We start from the raw sequence: 18,689 nt of genomic DNA, 5'->3' as shown, positions 1-18,689 counted from the left end.
ATCGATGCGCATCACCGCACTCTTTTTCGCCTATCTCTTCGTCTGCCTCCTGCTGGGGGCGCTTCTGACCTATCCCGTGATGGCGACCGGCTGGCTCGACGAAGACCCGCAGAGGGTCATGGGCCGCTTGGCGCAGATCTTCATCCTGCTGGGGCTCTGGCCCTTTCTCAAGCGCCTGCAACTCGCGAATCGAACCGCGTTGGGTTACGGCATTCCAAAACCGGTCTTCCGACGCGCGCTCGCGCTCGGCTGGGTCGAAGGGGTGGCGATCCTCGCGGTGCTCGCGGTGATGCTCGTCGCGCTGGAGATTCGCCTGCCCGACGCGGATCTGGAGCTCTGGCCCTATCTGGCGAAGAAGGCGCTTCAAGCCCTGATCGGCGGGCTCTTGATCGGCGTGCTCGAGGAGACCTTCTTCCGCGGTGCGCTCTACACGGCGATCCGTCGGCGCGACGGCGTGGCCGCGGCCGTGGTCTGGACCGCATTTCTCTACATGTTGGTCCACTTCATGAAGCCGAGCGCCTTGCCGGAGGGTGTGCTTTTCGATTGGGCGGGCGCGTTGCAGATGTTCGGCGCGGTCTTCATCGACGTCTTTCAGTGGAAACATCTGAGCTCGATGGCGGCGCTCTTGATGGTCGGTGTCTTTCTGGCCTTGGTGCGCGAGCACACCGGGCACATCGCGTGGGGCATCGGGCTTCACGCCGGTTGGGTCTTCGTGATTCAGGTGACGCGGCGGATGACCGACGGCAACCCCGAGGCACCGGCCGCCTTTCTGGTCGGCAGCTACGACGGTGTCATCGGCTGGCTGGCGGCGGTTTGGATCGGCCTGCTGGCGCTGCTCTTTTGGGGATGGACGCGACGCGCGCAGTCCGAGGGTGCTTGAGTCGAGTGTCTGGGGAAGGGGGAGGCGAGGGATCAGCCGGGCCTCTGCCGATCTCAGTCGTCTCCCTGGACCCACCGGCGAACCTCGGGCAGGTGTCTGCGGCTCACCTGGAGCCGCTCCGCACAATCGCGCAGCTGGATGTAGGCGTATCCGTCCGAGCGTTTCTCCAATCCGCAGACCCGCGCGCGCGCCACCAATGCATTGCGGTGAATGCGTAGGAAGAGCTCCGCGAATTCCTGCTCCAATGCACGCAGCGAGTCGTCGACGAGAAGCTCGCCATCGACATGGCGCACCGTCACGTATTTATGCTCGGCGCGCAGATAGATGACGTCCTCGATCGGCACGGAGCGCAGCCCGCCTCGGTAATGGGCACTGATCCGGCGACGGGGGGCGATGCGAGGTGGACCTTGATCGGGCGATCCGGCCGGCCCGATGCACTGAATCGGCGTCGGCTTCTGCACGCGCAACAGGGCCTCGAAGAGGCGCTCGCGGCACACCGGCTTCACCAAATAACCCGCGAGTCGGTTTGCGAATGCAAGCAAGGTCTCGTGGTCGAAGGCCGTCACCAAGATGACCGCCGGGGCGGGGTCCAGCGCGGTGAGTGCTCGCGCCGCATCCAGTCCGTTCATGCCGGGAATCTGCACATCCAGCAACACCAGATCGATCCGCCGCGATCTGCAGATCTCGATCGCCTGCAGTCCATCGGACGCCTCGCCCGCCAGGGCATACCGTCCGTCGGCGTCGGCCAGCAGCCTCCGAAGCCGTTCGCGTGCCCGTGCTTCATCGTCGACGACCAGGATGTTCATAACCTTTTCCATGGATCAGGTCTTGACCGGGTTGACAATGGTGCTTTTTCGGTCGAACAGAAAGTGCTGCGGGATGCGCCCGGTAAGCCCGGCAAGGCGCGTCTTCAGACGGACCTTCCACCGCAGCGAATGCTCGCGTTAAAGATAGCTCACGATCATTTTACTCGGATTTGAGCCGGCGCCGACATCGCGTGTGCGGCGTCGGGTCTCAGCCGAGTTCCGCGGCCCTGCGCGCGGTCCATGCAGCGCAACGCCAGCGTGTAGAATCCTCGGATCGCACCACTTCGGATCCCGCAGATGCAACAACCAAGCTCTTCCGCCAAACCCTGGGCCGGTCGATTCAACGCGCCGACCGACGCCTTCGTCGAAGCCTTTACCGCCTCGGTCGATTTCGACCGACGGCTCTATCGCTACGACATCCAGGGCTCGATCGCCCATGCGACGATGCTCGCCCGCCAGGGCATCCTGAGCGACGCCGAGCGCGATGCCATCGTCTCCGGACTGGAGACGGTGCGGGAGCGGATCGATGCCGGCGCCTTCGAGTGGTCGATTCCGCTCGAGGATGTCCACATGAACGTGGAATCCGCACTGACCGAGCTGATCGGCGATGCCGGCAAGAAGCTGCACACCGGGCGCTCGCGCAACGATCAGGTCGCGACCGATGTGCGGCTCTGGCTGCGCGACGAGATCGATCTGATCCGCGCGGCCATCGCGCGCCTTCAAGCCGCCTTGCTGGATCTGGCCGAGCGCGAGGCCGAGACCATCATGCCCGGCTTCACCCATCTGCAAGTTGCTCAACCCGTCACCTTCGGCCATCACATGCTGGCTTGGTTCGAGATGCTCGATCGCGATCGGGGGCGCCTGGCCGATTGTCGGCAGCGCATGAACGTCATGCCGCTCGGTGCCGCCGCGCTGGCCGGCACCACCTATCCGATCGACCGGGCCTACACCGCCGAGCTGCTCGGCTTCGATCGGCCGGCGGAGAACTCGCTCGATGCCGTGTCGGATCGTGATTTCGCGATCGAATTTACGGCGGGCGCGGCCATCCTCATGATGCACCTGTCGCGCTTCTCCGAGGAGCTGATCCTCTGGTCGTCGAGTCAGTTCGGCTTCATCGATCTCTCCGACAGCTTCTGCACCGGCTCCTCGATCATGCCGCAGAAGAAGAACCCCGATGTGCCCGAGCTGGTGCGCGGCAAGAGCGGGCGCATCTTCGGACATCTGATGGGACTCTTGACCCTCATGAAGGGCCAGCCGCTGGCCTACAACAAGGACAATCAAGAGGACAAGGAGCCCCTCTTCGATACGGTCGACAATCTGAAGGGCTCGCTCAAGGTCTATGCCGAGATGATGCGCGAGGTCGCCTGCAACCGCGAGCGGATGCGCTCGGCCGCCGCGCAAGGCTTCAGCACCGCCACCGATCTCGCCGATTATCTGGTGCGCAAAGGCATCCCCTTCCGCGACGCCCACGAGATCGTCGGCAAGGCGGTCGGGCTGGGCGTGCGCGAGGGACGGGATCTTGCCGAGCTGACGCTCGACGAGCTGCGCGGTTTCTCGGACGCGATCGAGGCCGATGTCTTTGCGGTGCTGACGTTGGATGGATCGGTCGCCGCACGCGATCACCTCGGCGGAACGGCCCCGGCGCAGGTGCGCGCCGCGATCGTCAGGGCACGCGCCCGCTTGGCCGACATGGGAACGGGCGATGCCGGATAGCCTGGATCAGCTCAACGCCCGTCTGCTCGCCTTCGCCCGCGAGCGCGACTGGGAGCAGTTCCATTCGCCCAAGAACCTCGCTATGGCGCTCGCCGGCGAGGCCGGCGAGCTGCTCGAGCACTTCCAATGGCTGAGCGAGCAACAGAGCGCCGAGCTGAGTGCCGAGAAGAAACGGCAGGTCGCCCACGAGCTGGCCGACATCCTCAACTACCTGGTCCGCCTGGCCGAGCGGTTGGATATCGATCTGTTGGCCGCCGCCGACGAGAAGATCGCCATCAACGCCGCGCGTTATCCGGTCGACAAGGTGCGCGGAGATGCGCGGCGGGCGAGCGAGTATGGGGACGAGGATGGGGGCCTCGACGGGACTGCTTGATGGCATGTTTGCGAACGTCCGCGATGGGTAGAACCCTGGATCTCGTGGTGAGGCTTCCCGACAAGCCGCCGGTGTCCCTCTCGCCGAGTTGGGCGAGAAATGGCAGTTCGACGACGTGCAGCTCGTCGAGGCAGTCCTGGATGCTCATGATTCGATGTCCATGCGAGGGAAAGCCATTTCACGCAATCTTGATTTCCGCATAGCAACCTGACTCAGCGGCTGCGATGGCCGCGACGACAACCTCTGACGAGTTCCTGATTCGCGGCCAACTTGTCGTTCCAAGCACGATGATGGCCATGGCCCGACCGCTCAGGGTTTGTTGAAATTTGAGGTTGGTATCCGTGGTCACGAACACCTCGAATCCATCATGCTCCGCCGCCGCCAGTAGCTCGCCGTCGGTGAGGGTCGACCAGCCACGCTCATAGGCGGTGACAACCTCATGTTCGACCAGTATGCGCCGCAATGGAGCAGGAACGCCTTGATCGAGTAAGACGCGCATCAAGCCGCAGCCAGCGAGGTCTTAGCGATATAGTCGAGCACGGCGCGCGCCTGTTTGAGATCGACACCGGGAAACAATTCACCGAACTGATTGATGGTGATGCCGTCTTCGAGATTCTCGAACAAGGCGGCCACCGGGACGCGTGTGCCACGGAACACCCAAGCACCGCTGACACGCTCGGCGTCGCGCTCTACTTCGGGGCAATTCGACCAGTCGATCATGATTGAGATCCTAAACCGCGCCCAGCGCGGTATGCGATGTTTTTAGATTGGAGCAACCTTGACAGTATCTGTGGATGCTGGAGCAGGCGCAGTTTAAGCGATCAAAAAAAATAAAAATTCTAAACCGCGTCCCCGCCAAGGACCGTCGATGTGCCAAACATCGAACTCACTCGAAACCAAGCCTCTCGCTCTGGATGCGGTTTAGCTGATCCAAGAATGCTGAGGTCAGCGGTTATTGAAATCAACAAATCGCCTGTTTGGACCGCTGTGCGAGATCCTTCCTGTCCTTTGGGCGGGGTGACATGCACGATGTCAGCAAGGCCTAAATTGATATGCTCGCGTGTGAGATTGCCGATTCGGAGAAAATTGGCGCCCACGTCAGCGTAACATTTCGCCCATCCTCGCGAACCGCTGGTAATCGTGTCGGCGACCGCGCTCAGCTTGCAGATCTCCCAGCTTCGCGGAATCGGGCCGAGTCTGCACTCACCTATCTCGTGCCTGAACAGAAACGAACTCCAATCCAGATTAAGCCCTGAAATGGCGCTCCAACGCTCTGACGTGTCTCTGATGTGTCGATCTTTGGCGCGATTCTTCGGGCGGGGCCGAACGGTGACAAACTCCCCAATTACCCAAAAGACTCATGGTTAGACCGCCCTTTCAGGGCTCACTGGTCTTGGTTGATGGATACCCAGGACGCTGCCCTGGGCTGACAGCGGTCGCGCCGTTGGCGCTCGACACACACTGCCGCAACGCGGCTCGCCAGGCTCGCGCTCACGGGATTTCCTTGCTTGATCATTGCGGCACCCCGCCCTGAATCGTGGATTCGGCGCGTGGCTGAAGCTCCGTGCTTATCAGGTTCTGACAAGCCGCTGGCATCCCTCGCCTCATTGTTGAGTCCTGAGGCCAAGCGTCGAGCACCGCTCCGCAGATCCTTGGAAAAATCACATGCGACACGGCACCCTGCCTGATCGCGGCATTCTGATGGCCACCGGTCAAAGGGTTTTAGCCGAACATGGATCTCTCGTAGATCGGCCCGCGTTGCTGCCGGCAACCGAGGGCGCGTCGTGGCCATGGACGAACAGAGGCGCTAGACTCGCCGCGTAACGTGCAACGCCCGCTGGCTTCGTCTCCAAGGGCCGGCAAATGCGGCTCACGCCGCAACCCCACACCCACGGCCGCCGAGGGAACGTTCATGCCTGCCATGGCCAATCTTTATCGCGACGACTTCTGCGCCTGGATCGAGGCTCAAGCTGCCCTGTTGCGGCAAGGGCGGTTGCAGGACATCGATGCCGATCTGCTTGCCGAGGAGCTGGATGCCATGGGACGCAGGGAACGCAACGCGCTCGTCAGCCGGCTGATCGTCCTCGTCGCCCACCTGCTGAAGTGGCGATATCAAGCCATGAAGCGCTCGTTAAGCCGGCGCGGATCGATCGTCGAGCAGCGGGTCCAGATCGCTCGCGAGATACGGCTGAGCCCCAGCCTCAAGCCATTCCTGCCCGAAGCGATCCAGGAGGCCTACCCGGATGCACTCCGCATCGCGACCCGCGAAACGGGCATCGATGCGAGCCTGTTTCCAACGGTCTGTCCTTTCAGCGAGGCGGATCTGTTGGATGAAGACTATTGGCCGGAATAGCGACAAGCCAACCGGATTCGACAAGACCACCAGACGTCCCGCTCCCTCGGTCAGGGATTGAGTGAAACGTCCCCAATTTCGGCTTTCACATGAGCACTCTTGCACTCGACAGTCACACCTTCGATCCGCGCGCGGCCGGGACTTTGTTGGCGGATTTCGATCGCCTGCTGGAGCTGGTCGGCGATCGGGGGCTCGCCCTTTCGCCGAAGCACGCCTTGGCCGCGCCCTCGCTGGAGCTCCTGTTCGACTTCGGCGACGACTGGAGATTCGAGATCGTTGCCGAGCGCCCCAAGCCCGGGCCCCTGCCCCCGGCACCGCTGATCCTGGAAAGCCATGGCGAGGCACCGGCGCAATACGACGCGGAGGAATGGGACGAATAACCGAGGTCCATACATCGTGCCCCAAGGGAAACGGCCGGTCGAGCGTCTGGAGCCGGCGGCTGCAGTGCCCCATCGCGGGGTTTATCGTCTTTCGTCAGGGCGCTATAGTCGCGGAGAACCGATCTCTCGAGCTTTCCGGGAACGCGGCCATTCCGTCGCGAGCCATTCGATGACTCAGCGCCGAAGCCAAATGAGCCCGATGCCACGGCCGACTTCCATGGCGTGAGGCATTGACCCGGCTCGGCGAGGACCTGCGCGGTCCCCGGACTGGCCAGGGCCGTGCAGCACCGCATGGCGGCCCTCTCAAGGCAACAGCAGCCGACCGGCCTCGACCTCGGCCCGACCCCGCCCCCGGTGCTGCCGCTGCGCGCGCTCTTGGAGGCGGTGCCGGCCAAGGTGAGGGACGAGGCCGCGCTGCGCCTCGCCCGCGGCATGGGCTGGGCGGCCGAGCTGATCGCCACGCGCATCAGCCTGGGTAAGGGCGACTATCGGCTGAGCATCGACGGCCGTGGTGCCCATCTGCTCGCGTCGGGGCACGGACGCGCCACGAGGATCGATGGAACAAGGGGCAACGTGAGATCACAGGTCAGGGACCGCGGCGAATTCCCGGGGCGGACAATCATGAAGGGCGTCAAAGCCGAATCACTGCAGGATTGCGCCGTCCGTCCGGCGCTCAGCCAGCCCCCATGCGCCAGTGCAATGGGACCAAGTCGCGACGCTTCGGCGTCGCATCCGTGCTTGGCGCGCGTGCGGAGCGGGCCGGAGGCCGTCGGATCGGCCGCGGGGCATTTCGATGCCGGAGCATCGGAACCCATGGTGATCGGGTTCGAGCTCGGCTCGAACGAGCGGAGGCCCCGATGATCGGCATTGCACAACTGATGCAGCGCATCCGCCTTGGCGAGGATTCGACGCTTGAGCTGAAGCGCGTTGCGGTGAGTCCCGCCGGCAAGGTCACCGAGCCCCATGCGGACGGCCTATCGGATGAGTTGGCGGCCCTCGGGAATGCCGGCGGCGGAACCCTGGTGCTCGGGGTGGACGACAAGACCAAGTCCATCACCGGGATTCCGCCGGAGCACATAGACGCGGTGGAGGCCTGGCTCACGGCCATTTGCAACGACCGGATCAGACCGCCCTTGGATATCTTGACGCGGCATCTGGAGCTGTCGGACGCCGAGGGCGCTGCGCGGGCGGTGATCCTGGTTGAGGTGCCGCGAAGCCTCTGGGTCCACGAGAGCGCCAACGGCTATTTCAGGCGGGTGGGGCATGCCAAGCGCAAGCTCGCGCCCGATACCCTGGCGCGGCTGTTCCAGCAGCGCAGCCAGGCCAGGCTGATCCGCTTCGAAGAGCAGGCGGTGCCCGCTACCACGCTCGACGACCTCGACCCGCTGTTGGTCAATCGCTTCACACGCGCCGGGGAAGGCGATGCGCCAACCCAGCTCAAGCGTCTGCACCTGCTGACGGCGGCAGAGGGTGCGCTGGTCCCGACGGTGGCCGGGGTGCTGCTGTGTACGCTGGCGCCCCAGCGCTGGCTTCGCAATGCCGAGCTCATCGCGGTGGCCCACTCAGGGCTGGTGAATGATCCGGCTGAACAGGTGGATGCGCAGGAGATCCAGGGACCGCTGGACCGCCAGATCCAGGACGCGGTCCATTTCGTGCGCCGCAACATGCGCACCCCGGCGCGCAAGCCCATGGGGCGTATCGACTATCCACAATACGATCTGGCCGCGGTGTTCGAGGCCATCGTCAACGCCGTCGCACACCGGGACTATTCCCGCCACGCCCAGCGCATTCGTCTCTTCCTGTATGCGGACCGGCTGGAGCTGTTCACCCCCGGCGAGCTGCCCAATTCCATGACCATCGAGTCCATGACAGCCATCTCGGCCCCCCGCAACGAGGTCATCGCAAGCCTGTTCGCCCGCTACTTTCCGGTCGAAGATCCGCTGTTCGGCAAGAACCAGTTGATGGACCGGCGGGGTGCCGGCGTGCGGCTGATCCTGGATCGCAGCCATGCACTGTCGGGTCGCTGGCCCGAGTACAGGAACATCGATGACATGGAGCTGCTGCTGACGATCTTTGCCGCACCGGGACCCGCCGACACGGCCGCCGCTGGAGCCGAGAGGGTTCCGGGCCGAGGCGCAGTCGGAACGGGGCTGATCAGTGCGCGGCTCGCCGCAGCCGCCGCCCGTCGATCACCAGGACCAGCGCGAGATAGCCGGCCATCAGCATCGTCGCGCTGAGCGAACTGTTCCAGCCGAGCTGCTCGACCAGCGCTTGGTGGCCGGCGTAGAGGGCGAGACCCAGTGCGATGTAGCCGATCACACGTCGCAGATCATAGGGTACGGGATAGAAGCGCCGGCCGAGCAGGTAGGAGATCAGCACCATCGTGCTGTAGCAGATGAGATGCGCCCAGGCCGCGCCTTCGTAGCCATAGACCGGCACCAGGAGCCAGAGGGCGACGATGGTAATGAGTGCGCCGATGAGGGCGACGCCCGCGCCGAGCAGGGTGCGGTCGGTCAGCTTGTACCAGATCGACAGGTTCACGTAGACACCGAGCAATAGGTTCGCGAGCAGCAGCACGGGCACCACATGCAGTCCTTCGCGATAGTCCGCGCCGACGAAATACTGGAAGAGATCCAGGTAGAGCGTCACCAGCAGGAAGATGAAGACGCAGAAGATCACGAACCAGGTCAGCACCAGCGCATAGACCTCCTTTGCGTCCCGTTCCTTGGCATAGGCGAAGAAGAAGGGCTCGCCGGCATAGCGAAAGGCTTGGATGAACAACATCATCAGGATCGAGAGCTTGTAGCAGGCGCTGTAGATGCCGAGCTGGGCCATGTTCTCGGCGTCGTCGTAGGGCAGCAGGTACTTGAGCGCGGCGCGGTCGAGTGTTTCGTTGACGATGCCGGCGAGACCGATGACGACCATCGGCAGCGAATAGCGGATCATGCGGCGAAACAGCGCGGCGTCGAAGCCGGCGAGACCCGCACGGAACTGCGGGGTGAGCAGCACGAGTTTCAGTGCACTTGCCGCCAGGTTGGCCAGAAAGACGTAACCGATCCCGATCTCCGGATTCCAGAGCCGGCCGAAGACGGAGTCGGGATCGGTCTCGAATGCCTGTCGACACAGCAAGATGAAGAAGAGGTTGAGCCCGATATTGGCGCCGATCTCGATCAGCTTGACCCCGACGAACTGCAGCGCCTTCTCCTCGGCCCGGAGTCGGGCGAAGGCGGCGGCACCCACCGAGTCCATCGCGATGATCGCCGCCGTCCACCAGATGTACTGGGGATTCGCCGCGTGGCGCAGCAGGTCGGCGATGGGTTGCTGCCAAAGATAGGCCGCGAGCAGAAACGCAGCGTTGATCAGCACCAGGAAGCGCAGCACGGTCGCGAAGACGATATCCGGCGCATGCTCGCCGCCGGCGCGGAACCGGAAGAAGCCGGTCTCCAACCCGAACACCAGCAGCACCGCGAAGAAGCCCATGTAGGCGTAGAACTCGGCGACCACGCCGTACTCCGCCGGTGCGAAGGTGTAGGTGTAGAGCGGCACCAACAGATAGTTCAGGAACCGGCCGACGATGCTGCTGAGGCCGTAGACGGCAGTCTGGGAGGCAAGGCGCTTGAGTGGGTTCATCCTGCCGGGGGTGGTTGTCCGTTGGCGTCGGGGCGCCTATTGTGTCCCCTGTGGCGCTCCCGGAAAACCGCGGTGTTTCCGCAAAGCGCCCCGGGGGTCCTCGGTGACCGCCAGGACCACGGCGACGACGTCGGCGAGCGCGTCCTCGACGGCCGCGCTCGGGGTTCTGATCTCGGGCTGACCGGAGCTGAATGGATCACCTTAGGGTGCGTGGCCGCTCGGCGCCCGGGAGGTCTCCTGAATCGGCCCCAACCCGCCTTCGATCAGGAGAAGGCTCGGGTCCACCCCCGGAAGCAACAAGACGACCACCAGGATCAGACCCCCGAGCCCGCCGCCGAGCGGGCGCCGTCCGCCGAACGGGTTGTCGCCGACATCGCCGCCGCGGCGGTCCTCCACATGCTCGCTCCGCCTGCCGTTCTTCCAACGCATGTGCTTTCTTCAGATGCCTAAACCGCGCCGGGTGCGGTATGCGTCGTTTGTTGGATTGGCTTGGCCGTGCCAGCTCCGATAACTGTCGGAGCTGGCGCGGTTTAACGTAGACAGAAACGCTGGATCAGGGCCCGCAAGAGATCGAGCGTCGGTCTGATCCGATCCAGCTCCAGATACTCGTCCGGTTGATGGGCTTGAGCGATATCGCCAGGGCCGAGCACGATGGTCTCCATCCCGAGCTGGTTGAGGAAGGGCGCCTCGGTGCCGAAATTCACCGCCTCGGCGGTGTGGCCGGTCAGCCCCTCGGCGACGCGCACGATCGCCGAGCCGGCGGGCGTCTCGGCCGGGGGGATGGCCTCGAACAAGGGCTCGACGAACCAGGCGAGCCCGCGTCGGTCGGCAACGGTCGCGACCCGTCGGCTCAGCTCCGCGCGCACGTCGGTGGCGCTCAGGCCGGGCAGGAGACGCATGTCGACATGCAGCTCGCACTCGCCGCAGATCCGATTGGGGTTGTCGCCCCCGTGGATGTGGCCGAGATTCAGGGTCGGATGCGGGATCTTGAAGTCCGGGTGCCGGTGGCTGTCCGCGAGCTCCGAGCGCCACGCCATCAGGGCGCCCATGACCTCGTACATGCCGTCCAAGGCGTTGTTGCCGAGCGAGGGGTCGCTGGCGTGGCCGCTGCGCCCGACCAAGCGAATCGACTCGCCCATGACGCCTTTGTGCAGACGCACCGGCCGCAGACCGGTCGGCTCGCCGATCACCGCATAGCGCCCGAGTGGCCGTCCGGCCTCCACCAGGGCGCGAGCGCCGTGCATCGCGGACTCCTCGTCCGCGGTCGCCAGGATCATCAGGGGCTGTCCAAGATCGGTCGCGGTCAAGCCGCGTGCGGCCTCGATCGCCAGCGCCAGAAAGGACTTCATGTCGGAGGTGCCGAGCCCGTAGAGGCGCCCCTCCGCTTCGGTCAGCTTGAGCGGATCGTGGGTCCAGAGATGGGCGTCGAAGGGGACCGTGTCGGTGTGTCCCGACAGCACCAGACCGCCGGGCCCGCTGCCGAGCGTAGCCAGCAGATTGGCCTTATCCGGTTGCCCCGGCAGCGGCAGGATCTCGACGCGGAAGCCGGCCGACTCCAGCCAGGAGGCCAACAGATCGATCACCGCCCGGTTGCTGTGGTCGAAGGCGGGCGTGACGCTGCTGACCGACAGGGTGCCGATCAGCCCTTCGAGCATGGTGGTGAGGGCCGGGGCCTGACTGGACATGGCGTGCTCCGCTGCATTGAGACTGAGTGACGATTCAGATACAAAGTGAACACCTCGATCTACGCGTAGGATGGGTAGAGCGGCAGCGAAACCCATCCTCCAAACCGCGGCGTTGCCGGGTTTCGGTCCGATGCCCTTGACGTGGGCTGGATGGGTTTCGCTTCGCTCTACCCATCCTACGTGTTTCGGTTGTTTTTGAATCGTTCCTGATGCTCGGGTCCGTCGCCCGAGGAAGATGTGGATTCGATCCGATGGCGCCGACCGCGGACGCCTTGCATTTTCCTGTGCGACCTGTAGATTTCGCCGACTCTATCCCGCCTTTCCGGCGCCCGCCAGTCCCCACGCCGTCAGCGAAGCCGTGTCCAATCCAGCGTCCACCGATCCGATCAGCGACACCGCGCCCCCGCCTGTACGCCTGCGCCCTGCGGTGCTTGCCGACATGGGCGCGCTGCTTCGGCTCGAAGGCGCGAGCTTCCAGAGTGACCGGCTGACCCGTCGCCAGTTCCGCTACATGCTGACCCGTGCGCAGGCGCGCACACTGGTCGCCGAGGATGCCGAAGGTGCGCTGCTGGGGTACGTCATGGTGCTCTTCAGCCGGGCGACCTCGGTCGCGCGCCTCTATTCGATCGCGGTCGCGGCACAGGCGCGGGGCCGCGGGGTCGGTCGCGCCCTTGTCGAGGCGGCGGAGGAGGCCGCCTGGGAGCAGGAGCGCGCCTACATGCGCCTCGAGATCCGGCGCGACAACCTCGCCTCGCAGGCGCTGTTCGAGAGCGCGGGTTATCGGCGCTTCGGTGTGCTCTCGGACTACTACGAAGACCACATGGAGGCGCTTCGGTACGAGAAGACGCTCTCTCCCGGTCTCAAGCCGGAGCTCAAGCGCGTGCCCTTTTACGAGCAGACGCTCGATTTCACCTGCGGCTCTTCGTCGCTGATGATGGCGATGCAGGCGCTGCGGCCGAGCCTCGAGCTCAATCGAACCTTGGAGCTGCGGATCTGGCGCGAGTCCACGACCATCTTCATGACCTCGGGTCACGGCGGCTGCGGCCCACTGGGCCTGGCGCTGTCCGCGCAGTCCCGTGGCTTCGCGGTGGAGGTCTTCGTGAACGATCCGGGCGTGCCGCTGGTCGACTCGGTGCGTAGCCTGGAGAAGAAGGAGGTCATGCGACTCGTCCACGAGGACATGCTGGCCGAGGCGCAGCGCTTGGGCATCCCCGTGCACCCGGGCACGCTCAGCGTCGACGATCTCCAGCAGCGCTGGGATGCGGGGTCGGTGCCCCTGGTGTTGATCAGCTCTTACCGCATCTACCGTGAGAAATTCCCGCACTGGGTCGTGATCACGGGCTTCGACGAGCACTTCGTCTATGTCCACGACCCCTATGTCGACTACGAGAACGGAGAGACCACGCTGGACTCGATCGATATGCCGATTCGCCGCGACGAATTCAGCCGGATGGCCCGGTATGGTCGGGTCGGGTTACAGGCCGTCGTCCTCGTCTCCTGCTAGACCGCGCTAAACCGCGTCCGGTGGGACATGAGATGTTTGCATCCGATTTCAAACTTATCAGCGCCGATCAACGACGGCAGTGACGCGGTTTAGGATTTTTATTTTTTCATTTTTTGAATCGCGCCTGTGCCGAGGCGCGTTGGTGTGGATCAACCCGGAACCAAAATGCAACGCGACACCTACTCTACGAACGAGCGCGATTTAAATGGCTGAGCACCTGTTGTTGGTGGAGCAGCAAGGCGACTGGAAGCCGGGCTTTCCGCGTCTGCCGGTCGTGACCGCGCGCGACTATCTTGCAGGCGGCGAGCTGGCATCCAAGCGCGATCTGCGGGTCATCAACCTGTGCCGCAGCTATCGCTATCTCTCGGTCGGCTATTATTGCTCGCTGCTCGCCGAGGCGCGGGGTCACAAGGTCATCCCGAGCGTGCGGACCATCCAGGAGCTCTCCAGTCGCGAGCTCTACAGCCTGGCCACCGAAGAGCTCGACGGGCTGGTGCAGCGTCTGCTCGGGCGACGCAAGACCTCGGCACTGGCCCCGACCGCCTACGAGCTGACCATCTGTTTCGGCCAGTGCGACGTCAAGGAGCTGCAACCGCTCGCGCGCGAGATCTTCGAGACCTTCCGCTGCCCGATCCTGCGCGTGGAGTTTCGCCGCCAAGGCACCTGGCGCATCGGGGCCATCAAGGCCCTGCCGCTCGCCGCGGTGACGGCGGACGGGGAGGGACCTCTGTTTGCGGCGCTGGAGGGCTATCTGTCGCAGCGTTGGCGCCAACCGCGCGCGCGCCTGTCCTATCGCTACGACCTCGCCGTGCTGCACGACCCGGCCGAGGAGCTGCCGCCCTCCGACGGCAAGGCACTGCAACGCTTCGTGAAGGCGGGTAAGTCGCTCGGGGTCAACGTCGAGCTGATCCAGCGCAAGGACTACAGCCGGCTCGCGGAGTACGACGCCCTCTTTATTCGCGAGACCACGCGAATCGGTCACCACACCTTCCGCTTCGCCAAGAAGGCCGACAGCGAGGGCATGGTCGTCATCGACGACCCGGACTCCATCCTGCGCTGCACCAACAAGGTCTATCTCGCCGAGCTGCTGGCGGCGCATCGCATCCCGCGGCCCAAGACGCTGGTGCTGCGCAAGGAGAATCTGATGGAGGCCGAGCAGCAGATCGGCTACCCGATCGTGCTCAAGATCCCGGAGGGGTCCTTCTCGCGCGGCGTCTTCCGGGCGGAGGATCGCGCCGGGTTGACGCGGATCGCCGGCAAGCTCTTCAAGGAATCCGATCTGATCCTGGCCCAGGAGTATCTCTACACGCCTTTCGATTGGCGCATCGGCATCCTGGGTCGCCAGCCCTTCTATGCCTGTAAGTACCTGATGAGCGGAGATCATTGGCAGATCGTCAAGCACGAGAGCGACGGTCGTCACGAGCAGGGCGGGTTCGAGACCCTGCCGGTCGAGGCCGTCCCGCCCGCCGTGATGAAGACGGCGCTCAAGGCGGCCGATCTGATCGGCGACGGGCTCTATGGGGTCGATCTCAAGGAGACGCCGGCCGGTCCGGTCGTGATCGAGGTCAACGACAATCCGAGCCTGGATGCGGGGGTCGAGGACCTGGTGCTGGGCGATCAACTTTATGCCCGCTTGATCGGCGAATTCGTGGCACGACTCGACCGCCGGCGCTCCGGCAAACGCTGACTGGACTCCGATGACTCAAACCGCCGAATTACGCCCCCAGAGCGTGCGTCTCTCGCGCGCGAAGGCGAACGCGCTCATCACGCCCGAGGAGATCGCCGCATCGCCCTTGGCCCGTTATCGCACCTTGGTCGACGATTGGGACGCCTTCGCCGCGGCGCTCGGCCGGCCGCTGCCGCCCTGCATCTGGGCCAACCCGACGCGGATCTCGGTCGCCGCGTTGGCCGACCTGCTGGCCGAGCAGGGTTTGGATGCGCAACCCGTGCCCGGCCTGCCCGGCGCCTTGCGACTCCCCGAGGAGACCAAGGCCGGCCGCAACTGGTGGTACTGCGCCGGTCTGGCCCATGCACAGGAGGAGGTCTCGCAACTGCCGGCGATGCTGATGGACCTGGCGCCCGGTCAGCGGGTGTTGGATCTCTGCGCAGCACCCGGCGGCAAGACCGCGCAGATCGCCTTCGCCTTGGGCAATCGCGGGACGCTCGTCGCGAACGACATCGCCCACGCGCGGATCAAGGCGCTCCAAGGCAATCTCGACCGGCTCGGCGTGGTCAACGTCACCACCACCTGCTCCGACGGCGCCAACTGGCCGAGTGCAAGCGGTCAGTTCGACCGCATCCTGGTGGATGCACCCTGCTCGAGCGAGGGCACGCTGCGGCGCACGCCGTCCTTGCTGCCCCGGCTCGATCCGAACAGTGCACTTCGGCTGGGGCCGCGTCAGCGGGCCTTGCTGCGCAAGGCGGTGCAGCGCTGTCGCCCGGGCGGGCGCATCCTCTATTCCACCTGCACCTTCGCCCCGGAGGAGAACGAGCTGGTGGTGGCGGACATCCTCGCCGAGCACCCCGGTCTGCTGCGCTTACTGCCCGCAGCGGTGCCGGGTTTCATCGCGACGCCGGGCGTCACCCATTGGAACGGCCGGGAGCTTCCGCCCGAGCTGGCGAGCTGTCTGAGGATCTGGCCCCATCACCGGGACACCGGCGGCTTCTTCATGGCGATCCTGGAGAAGGATGCGAGCTGCCCCGCCGAGCCGACGCCGGAGCCGGCGGGGCTCGACGACACGGATGCTGCCGAATGGCTCGCCGGTCTCGACGACAAGTACGGCCTGGGCGGGGATTACTGGACCGGCTACCGCGCCAACCGCCAAACTCGACGTGGCTTGCACCTGATGGCCGCCGACCATGCGCCGCCCGCGGTGCCGGTGGCCGAGTCCAGCGGCTTGTTCTTCCACCGCACCAATGTTCGGCCGCCCAAGCCCAGTACCGGCGGTGCATTGCTCTTCGGGCGCGATGTCACGCGCTTCGGTGTCGCGTTGGATACCGAGCAGCGCGATCGCTACCTGCGCCGCGAGATCTTCGCCCCGACACCCGAGCAGCGCGCCGCCACGCCGACGGGACAGATCATCGTGAGCTATCGTGGTCATGTGCTGGGTGTGGGCGTGCTGCATCGCTCCGGGGTGATCGAGAGTTTGTTTCCGAGCCGTTGGAGCGGGTGCGCGGCTTAAAACGCGTCCCGATGGTTTATGGGATGCTTTTGTGTCGGTTGCGCTTGGCCCTGTCCGCTCGACTTGTAGCGGACGCGTTTTAAGGGGAAGTCAGGAAAAGGGTCTATCGGGGTGGGCGAAGGGCCGTAAGGCCGGGGCGACTTCAGTCGCCCACACCGATCTTTCACCCATGTGCAGTCAGGATTAGGCGATTTCCGGGAATGAGCATCCCGGCCGTGTAGTCCTCCAATGGTTACCGGGCGACTAAAGTCGCCCCTACACGTTGGTCGATGCTTTCCCGGAAATCACCTTAATTCCCGGAATCGCCTAAGGTAATGTCATTTTTCAGGAGAGTTGTGAGCGATGCGGCAACGCGATAAAAGGTTTGAGGTTCCGGTGATTTTGGCTTTGCTCGGCTCTGGGGCGGCGTTTGCGCAGGAGCCTACCGGGCAGGACATTCAGCCCCCGACGCCGGTCGCTCAACCGACGGTCGAGTGGGCGATTGCGCCCGAAGGGAGAACTCTGCCCGGCGGGATCGTGCTCGAGGAGGGCATGGTGTTGCCTCCGGGGACCGTGCTTCCCGGCGGGGCGATTTTGCCTGCGGCGCCTACCGTCTCCGAGCCAAGTATGGCGCCGATCCCCGCCGTCGTCCCCGGCGCGACTTCCGAGCAGGGGCCAGCGCAGGAGCCGCTGACTGCGCCGCCGCCCGCGCTCTCCACGGAGCGACGGCTGCCCGGTCAGTCGACCCTCGGGGTTCCGCACATCAGCGGCGGGATCGGCGCCTCCGAGCGCGAGGCGATGGAGCAGGTGAAATCTCAGTACAACCTTCGGCTCCTGTTCGCCGTCGCAGGCTCCGGGGCCTATCTGTCCAACATCCGCGTGCAGATCCAGGATGCCGCCGGGCCGACCCTGCTCAGCACCGTGACCATCGGCCCTTGGCTGTACGCCAATCTCGCGCCGGGCGACTATGTCTTGATCGTCGAGCATGCCGGACAGGCACAAACCCGCAATGTCACCCTCCCGGCGACCGGGGCCGTGGCCGAATCCTTTTACTGGCCCGCACCATGACACTCTCTATCCAAGATCTCTACGACCGGTTGCAGCTCGTACTCGAGGACCCCGACGACGGCGAGATCCACGGCGTCAACACGCTGGAGCAGGCCGGGTCGCGGGATCTGTGTTTCGCCGAGAATCCGAGTCAAGCCGATGCCGTGGCGAGCAGCGCGGCTGCGCTCGTTCTGGTCGGCGAGGGCTTTCCGGAGGTCCTCGGCAAGCGGCTGTTGCGCGTTGCCGAGCCTCGCAATCTCTTCTTCGAGATCGCGGTTTGGTTCGCGCCGGTTGCCGCGAGTCAAGGGATTCATCCGAGCGCATCGGTACACCCTACGGCAGACCTCGGCGAGGATGTGGAGGTCGGTGCCGGCGCGGTCATCGATGCGGATGCCCGAATCGGCTCGGGCTCGCGCATCGGCCCGGGGTCCTATCTCGGCATCGGGGTGCGCATCGGCAACGACTGTGTGATCGGGCCCAACGTCAGCATCCTGCGGGATTCGACATTAGGCGACCGTTGCATCCTGCATCCGGGCGTGCGCATCGGCGGCGACGGGTTCGGCTTCCGCTGGGACGGGGCCGGACACCGCAAGGTGCCGCAGCTCGGTCGGGTCGTGATCGAGGACGACGTCGAGATTGGCTGCAACAGCTGTGTCGACCGGGCCACGCTGGGCATGACGCGTATCGGGCGGGGCACCAAGATCGACAATCTGGTGCAGGTCGGCCACAACGTCGATATCGGTCCGCACAGCATCCTGGTCAGCCAATCCGGCGTCGCGGGCAGCTCGAAGCTCGGGCAGGGTGTCGTGGTGGCCGGTCAGGTCGCGATCTCGGACCATGTGACGGTCGGCGACGGCGCCCGCATCGGCGGTCAAGCCGGCGTCGTGAAGGATGTGCCCGCCGGGGTGGCCGTCTTCGGGACACCTGCGCGTCCGGTCAAACAAGCACTTCGCGAAAGCGCGGCGCTGATGCGACTCCCCGCGCTGCTCAAGCAGGTCGAGCGTCAGCAGCAGACGATCGATCGTTTGGAGCGCCGGCTGGCGGACTTGGGCGCCGTCCCCTCGAACACCTCATCCCCCGCAACCCCGTCCGGCACCGGCAGCGATTGATATCAATGGTTTGTATGTGACAGCTCAATGACGGTCGAATCGCTTTTC

At 64.9% G+C, this 18,689-nt stretch carries 18 protein-coding genes; 12 read left to right on the top strand and 6 right to left on the bottom strand.

Annotation, left to right across the window (positions count from 1 at the left end; all coding sequences use genetic code 11):
* Positions 1 to 4 precede the first annotated feature (4 nt).
* A complete protein-coding gene (locus KFB96_RS14385) occupies positions 5 to 880 on the top strand; it encodes a CPBP family intramembrane glutamic endopeptidase (RefSeq protein ID WP_213457791.1) in 876 nt (291 codons plus the stop codon).
* Between the two features lie 53 nt (positions 881 to 933).
* On the opposite strand, the gene KFB96_RS14380 is transcribed toward KFB96_RS14385, so the two are convergent.
* Positions 934 to 1,686, bottom strand: coding sequence for a LytTR family DNA-binding domain-containing protein (locus KFB96_RS14380; RefSeq protein WP_213457792.1), 753 nt, complete (start codon positions 1,684 to 1,686; stop codon positions 934 to 936).
* A 297-nt stretch (positions 1,687 to 1,983) separates the two neighbouring features.
* On the opposite strand from KFB96_RS14380, the gene argH reads away from it, so the two are divergent.
* Positions 1,984 to 3,399 (top strand): argininosuccinate lyase, encoded by a 1,416-nt coding sequence (gene argH, locus KFB96_RS14375; protein ID WP_213457793.1) that lies wholly within the window; start codon positions 1,984 to 1,986, stop codon positions 3,397 to 3,399.
* A complete protein-coding gene (locus tag KFB96_RS14370; protein WP_213457794.1) occupies positions 3,389 to 3,772 on the top strand; it encodes a nucleotide pyrophosphohydrolase in 384 nt (127 codons plus the stop codon). Before argH ends, KFB96_RS14370 begins: the two co-directional genes overlap by 11 nt.
* 178 nt (positions 3,773 to 3,950) lie before the next feature.
* Here KFB96_RS14370 and KFB96_RS14365 read toward each other — a convergent pair whose 3' ends face one another.
* Positions 3,951 to 4,271, bottom strand: coding sequence for a DUF5615 family PIN-like protein (locus KFB96_RS14365; RefSeq protein WP_213457795.1), 321 nt, complete (start codon positions 4,269 to 4,271; stop codon positions 3,951 to 3,953).
* A complete protein-coding gene (locus tag KFB96_RS14360) occupies positions 4,271 to 4,492 on the bottom strand; it encodes a DUF433 domain-containing protein (RefSeq protein ID WP_213457796.1) in 222 nt (73 codons plus the stop codon). The genes KFB96_RS14365 and KFB96_RS14360 overlap by 1 nt, the downstream gene beginning before the upstream one ends.
* Positions 4,493 to 5,684: 1,192 nt before the next feature.
* On the opposite strand from KFB96_RS14360, the gene KFB96_RS14355 reads away from it, so the two are divergent.
* The 4 genes from KFB96_RS14355 to KFB96_RS14340 all read left to right on the top strand — a co-directional run bounded on the left by KFB96_RS14355 (position 5,685) and on the right by KFB96_RS14340 (position 8,742).
* Entirely contained in the window at positions 5,685 to 6,125 is a 441-nt protein-coding gene (locus tag KFB96_RS14355; RefSeq protein ID WP_213457797.1) for a DUF29 domain-containing protein, read from the top strand.
* Positions 6,126 to 6,214: 89 nt separating this feature from the next.
* Positions 6,215 to 6,505 (top strand): hypothetical protein, encoded by a 291-nt coding sequence (locus KFB96_RS14350; protein WP_213457798.1) that lies wholly within the window; start codon positions 6,215 to 6,217, stop codon positions 6,503 to 6,505.
* 291 nt (positions 6,506 to 6,796) lie between these two features.
* Positions 6,797 to 7,366 (top strand): hypothetical protein, encoded by a 570-nt coding sequence (locus KFB96_RS14345; protein WP_213457799.1) that lies wholly within the window; start codon positions 6,797 to 6,799, stop codon positions 7,364 to 7,366.
* Positions 7,363 to 8,742 carry an ATP-binding protein gene (locus KFB96_RS14340; RefSeq protein WP_213457800.1) on the top strand — a complete coding sequence of 460 codons (1,380 nt, stop codon included), beginning with the start codon at positions 7,363 to 7,365 and terminating at the stop codon, positions 8,740 to 8,742. Before KFB96_RS14345 ends, KFB96_RS14340 begins: the two co-directional genes overlap by 4 nt.
* Here KFB96_RS14340 and KFB96_RS14335 read toward each other — a convergent pair.
* The 3 genes from KFB96_RS14335 to argE form a co-directional block, all read right to left on the bottom strand.
* A complete protein-coding gene (locus KFB96_RS14335; RefSeq protein ID WP_213457801.1) occupies positions 8,660 to 10,135 on the bottom strand; it encodes an oligosaccharide flippase family protein in 1,476 nt (491 codons plus the stop codon). The two genes, KFB96_RS14340 and KFB96_RS14335, sit on opposite strands and share 83 nt — an antisense overlap.
* A 201-nt stretch (positions 10,136 to 10,336) precedes the next feature.
* Positions 10,337 to 10,564: a neutral zinc metallopeptidase gene (locus tag KFB96_RS26825; RefSeq protein ID WP_300970288.1), complete on the bottom strand. Its 228-nt coding sequence runs from the start codon at positions 10,562 to 10,564 to the stop codon at positions 10,337 to 10,339.
* Between the two features lie 101 nt (positions 10,565 to 10,665).
* Positions 10,666 to 11,820 (bottom strand): acetylornithine deacetylase, encoded by a 1,155-nt coding sequence (gene argE / locus KFB96_RS14325; RefSeq protein WP_213457802.1) that lies wholly within the window; start codon positions 11,818 to 11,820, stop codon positions 10,666 to 10,668.
* A gap of 439 nt (positions 11,821 to 12,259) precedes the next feature.
* Between argE and KFB96_RS14320 the strand changes: the two genes are divergently transcribed.
* From KFB96_RS14320 to lpxD, 5 genes are all read left to right on the top strand, one after another.
* Entirely contained in the window at positions 12,260 to 13,324 is a 1,065-nt protein-coding gene (locus KFB96_RS14320) for a peptidase C39 family protein (protein WP_213458228.1), read from the top strand.
* A 205-nt stretch (positions 13,325 to 13,529) separates the two neighbouring features.
* Entirely contained in the window at positions 13,530 to 15,011 is a 1,482-nt protein-coding gene (locus tag KFB96_RS14315; protein WP_213457803.1) for a RimK family protein, read from the top strand.
* Between the two features lie 10 nt (positions 15,012 to 15,021).
* Entirely contained in the window at positions 15,022 to 16,506 is a 1,485-nt protein-coding gene (locus KFB96_RS14310) for an RsmB/NOP family class I SAM-dependent RNA methyltransferase (protein ID WP_213457804.1), read from the top strand.
* A 375-nt stretch (positions 16,507 to 16,881) separates the two neighbouring features.
* Positions 16,882 to 17,553: a carboxypeptidase-like regulatory domain-containing protein gene (locus KFB96_RS14305; protein WP_300970285.1), complete on the top strand. Its 672-nt coding sequence runs from the start codon at positions 16,882 to 16,884 to the stop codon at positions 17,551 to 17,553.
* Positions 17,550 to 18,641: a UDP-3-O-(3-hydroxymyristoyl)glucosamine N-acyltransferase gene (lpxD, locus tag KFB96_RS14300; RefSeq protein ID WP_213457806.1), complete on the top strand. Its 1,092-nt coding sequence runs from the start codon at positions 17,550 to 17,552 to the stop codon at positions 18,639 to 18,641. Before KFB96_RS14305 ends, lpxD begins: the two co-directional genes overlap by 4 nt.
* Positions 18,642 to 18,689: the final 48 nt, after the last annotated feature.

Source organism: Thiocapsa sp. (assembly GCF_018399035.1).
Classification (GTDB): Bacteria; Pseudomonadota; Gammaproteobacteria; order Chromatiales; family Chromatiaceae; genus Thiocapsa.
Note: the sequence above shows the minus strand (reverse complement) of the source record. Positions and strands in the feature narration are given on the sequence as shown.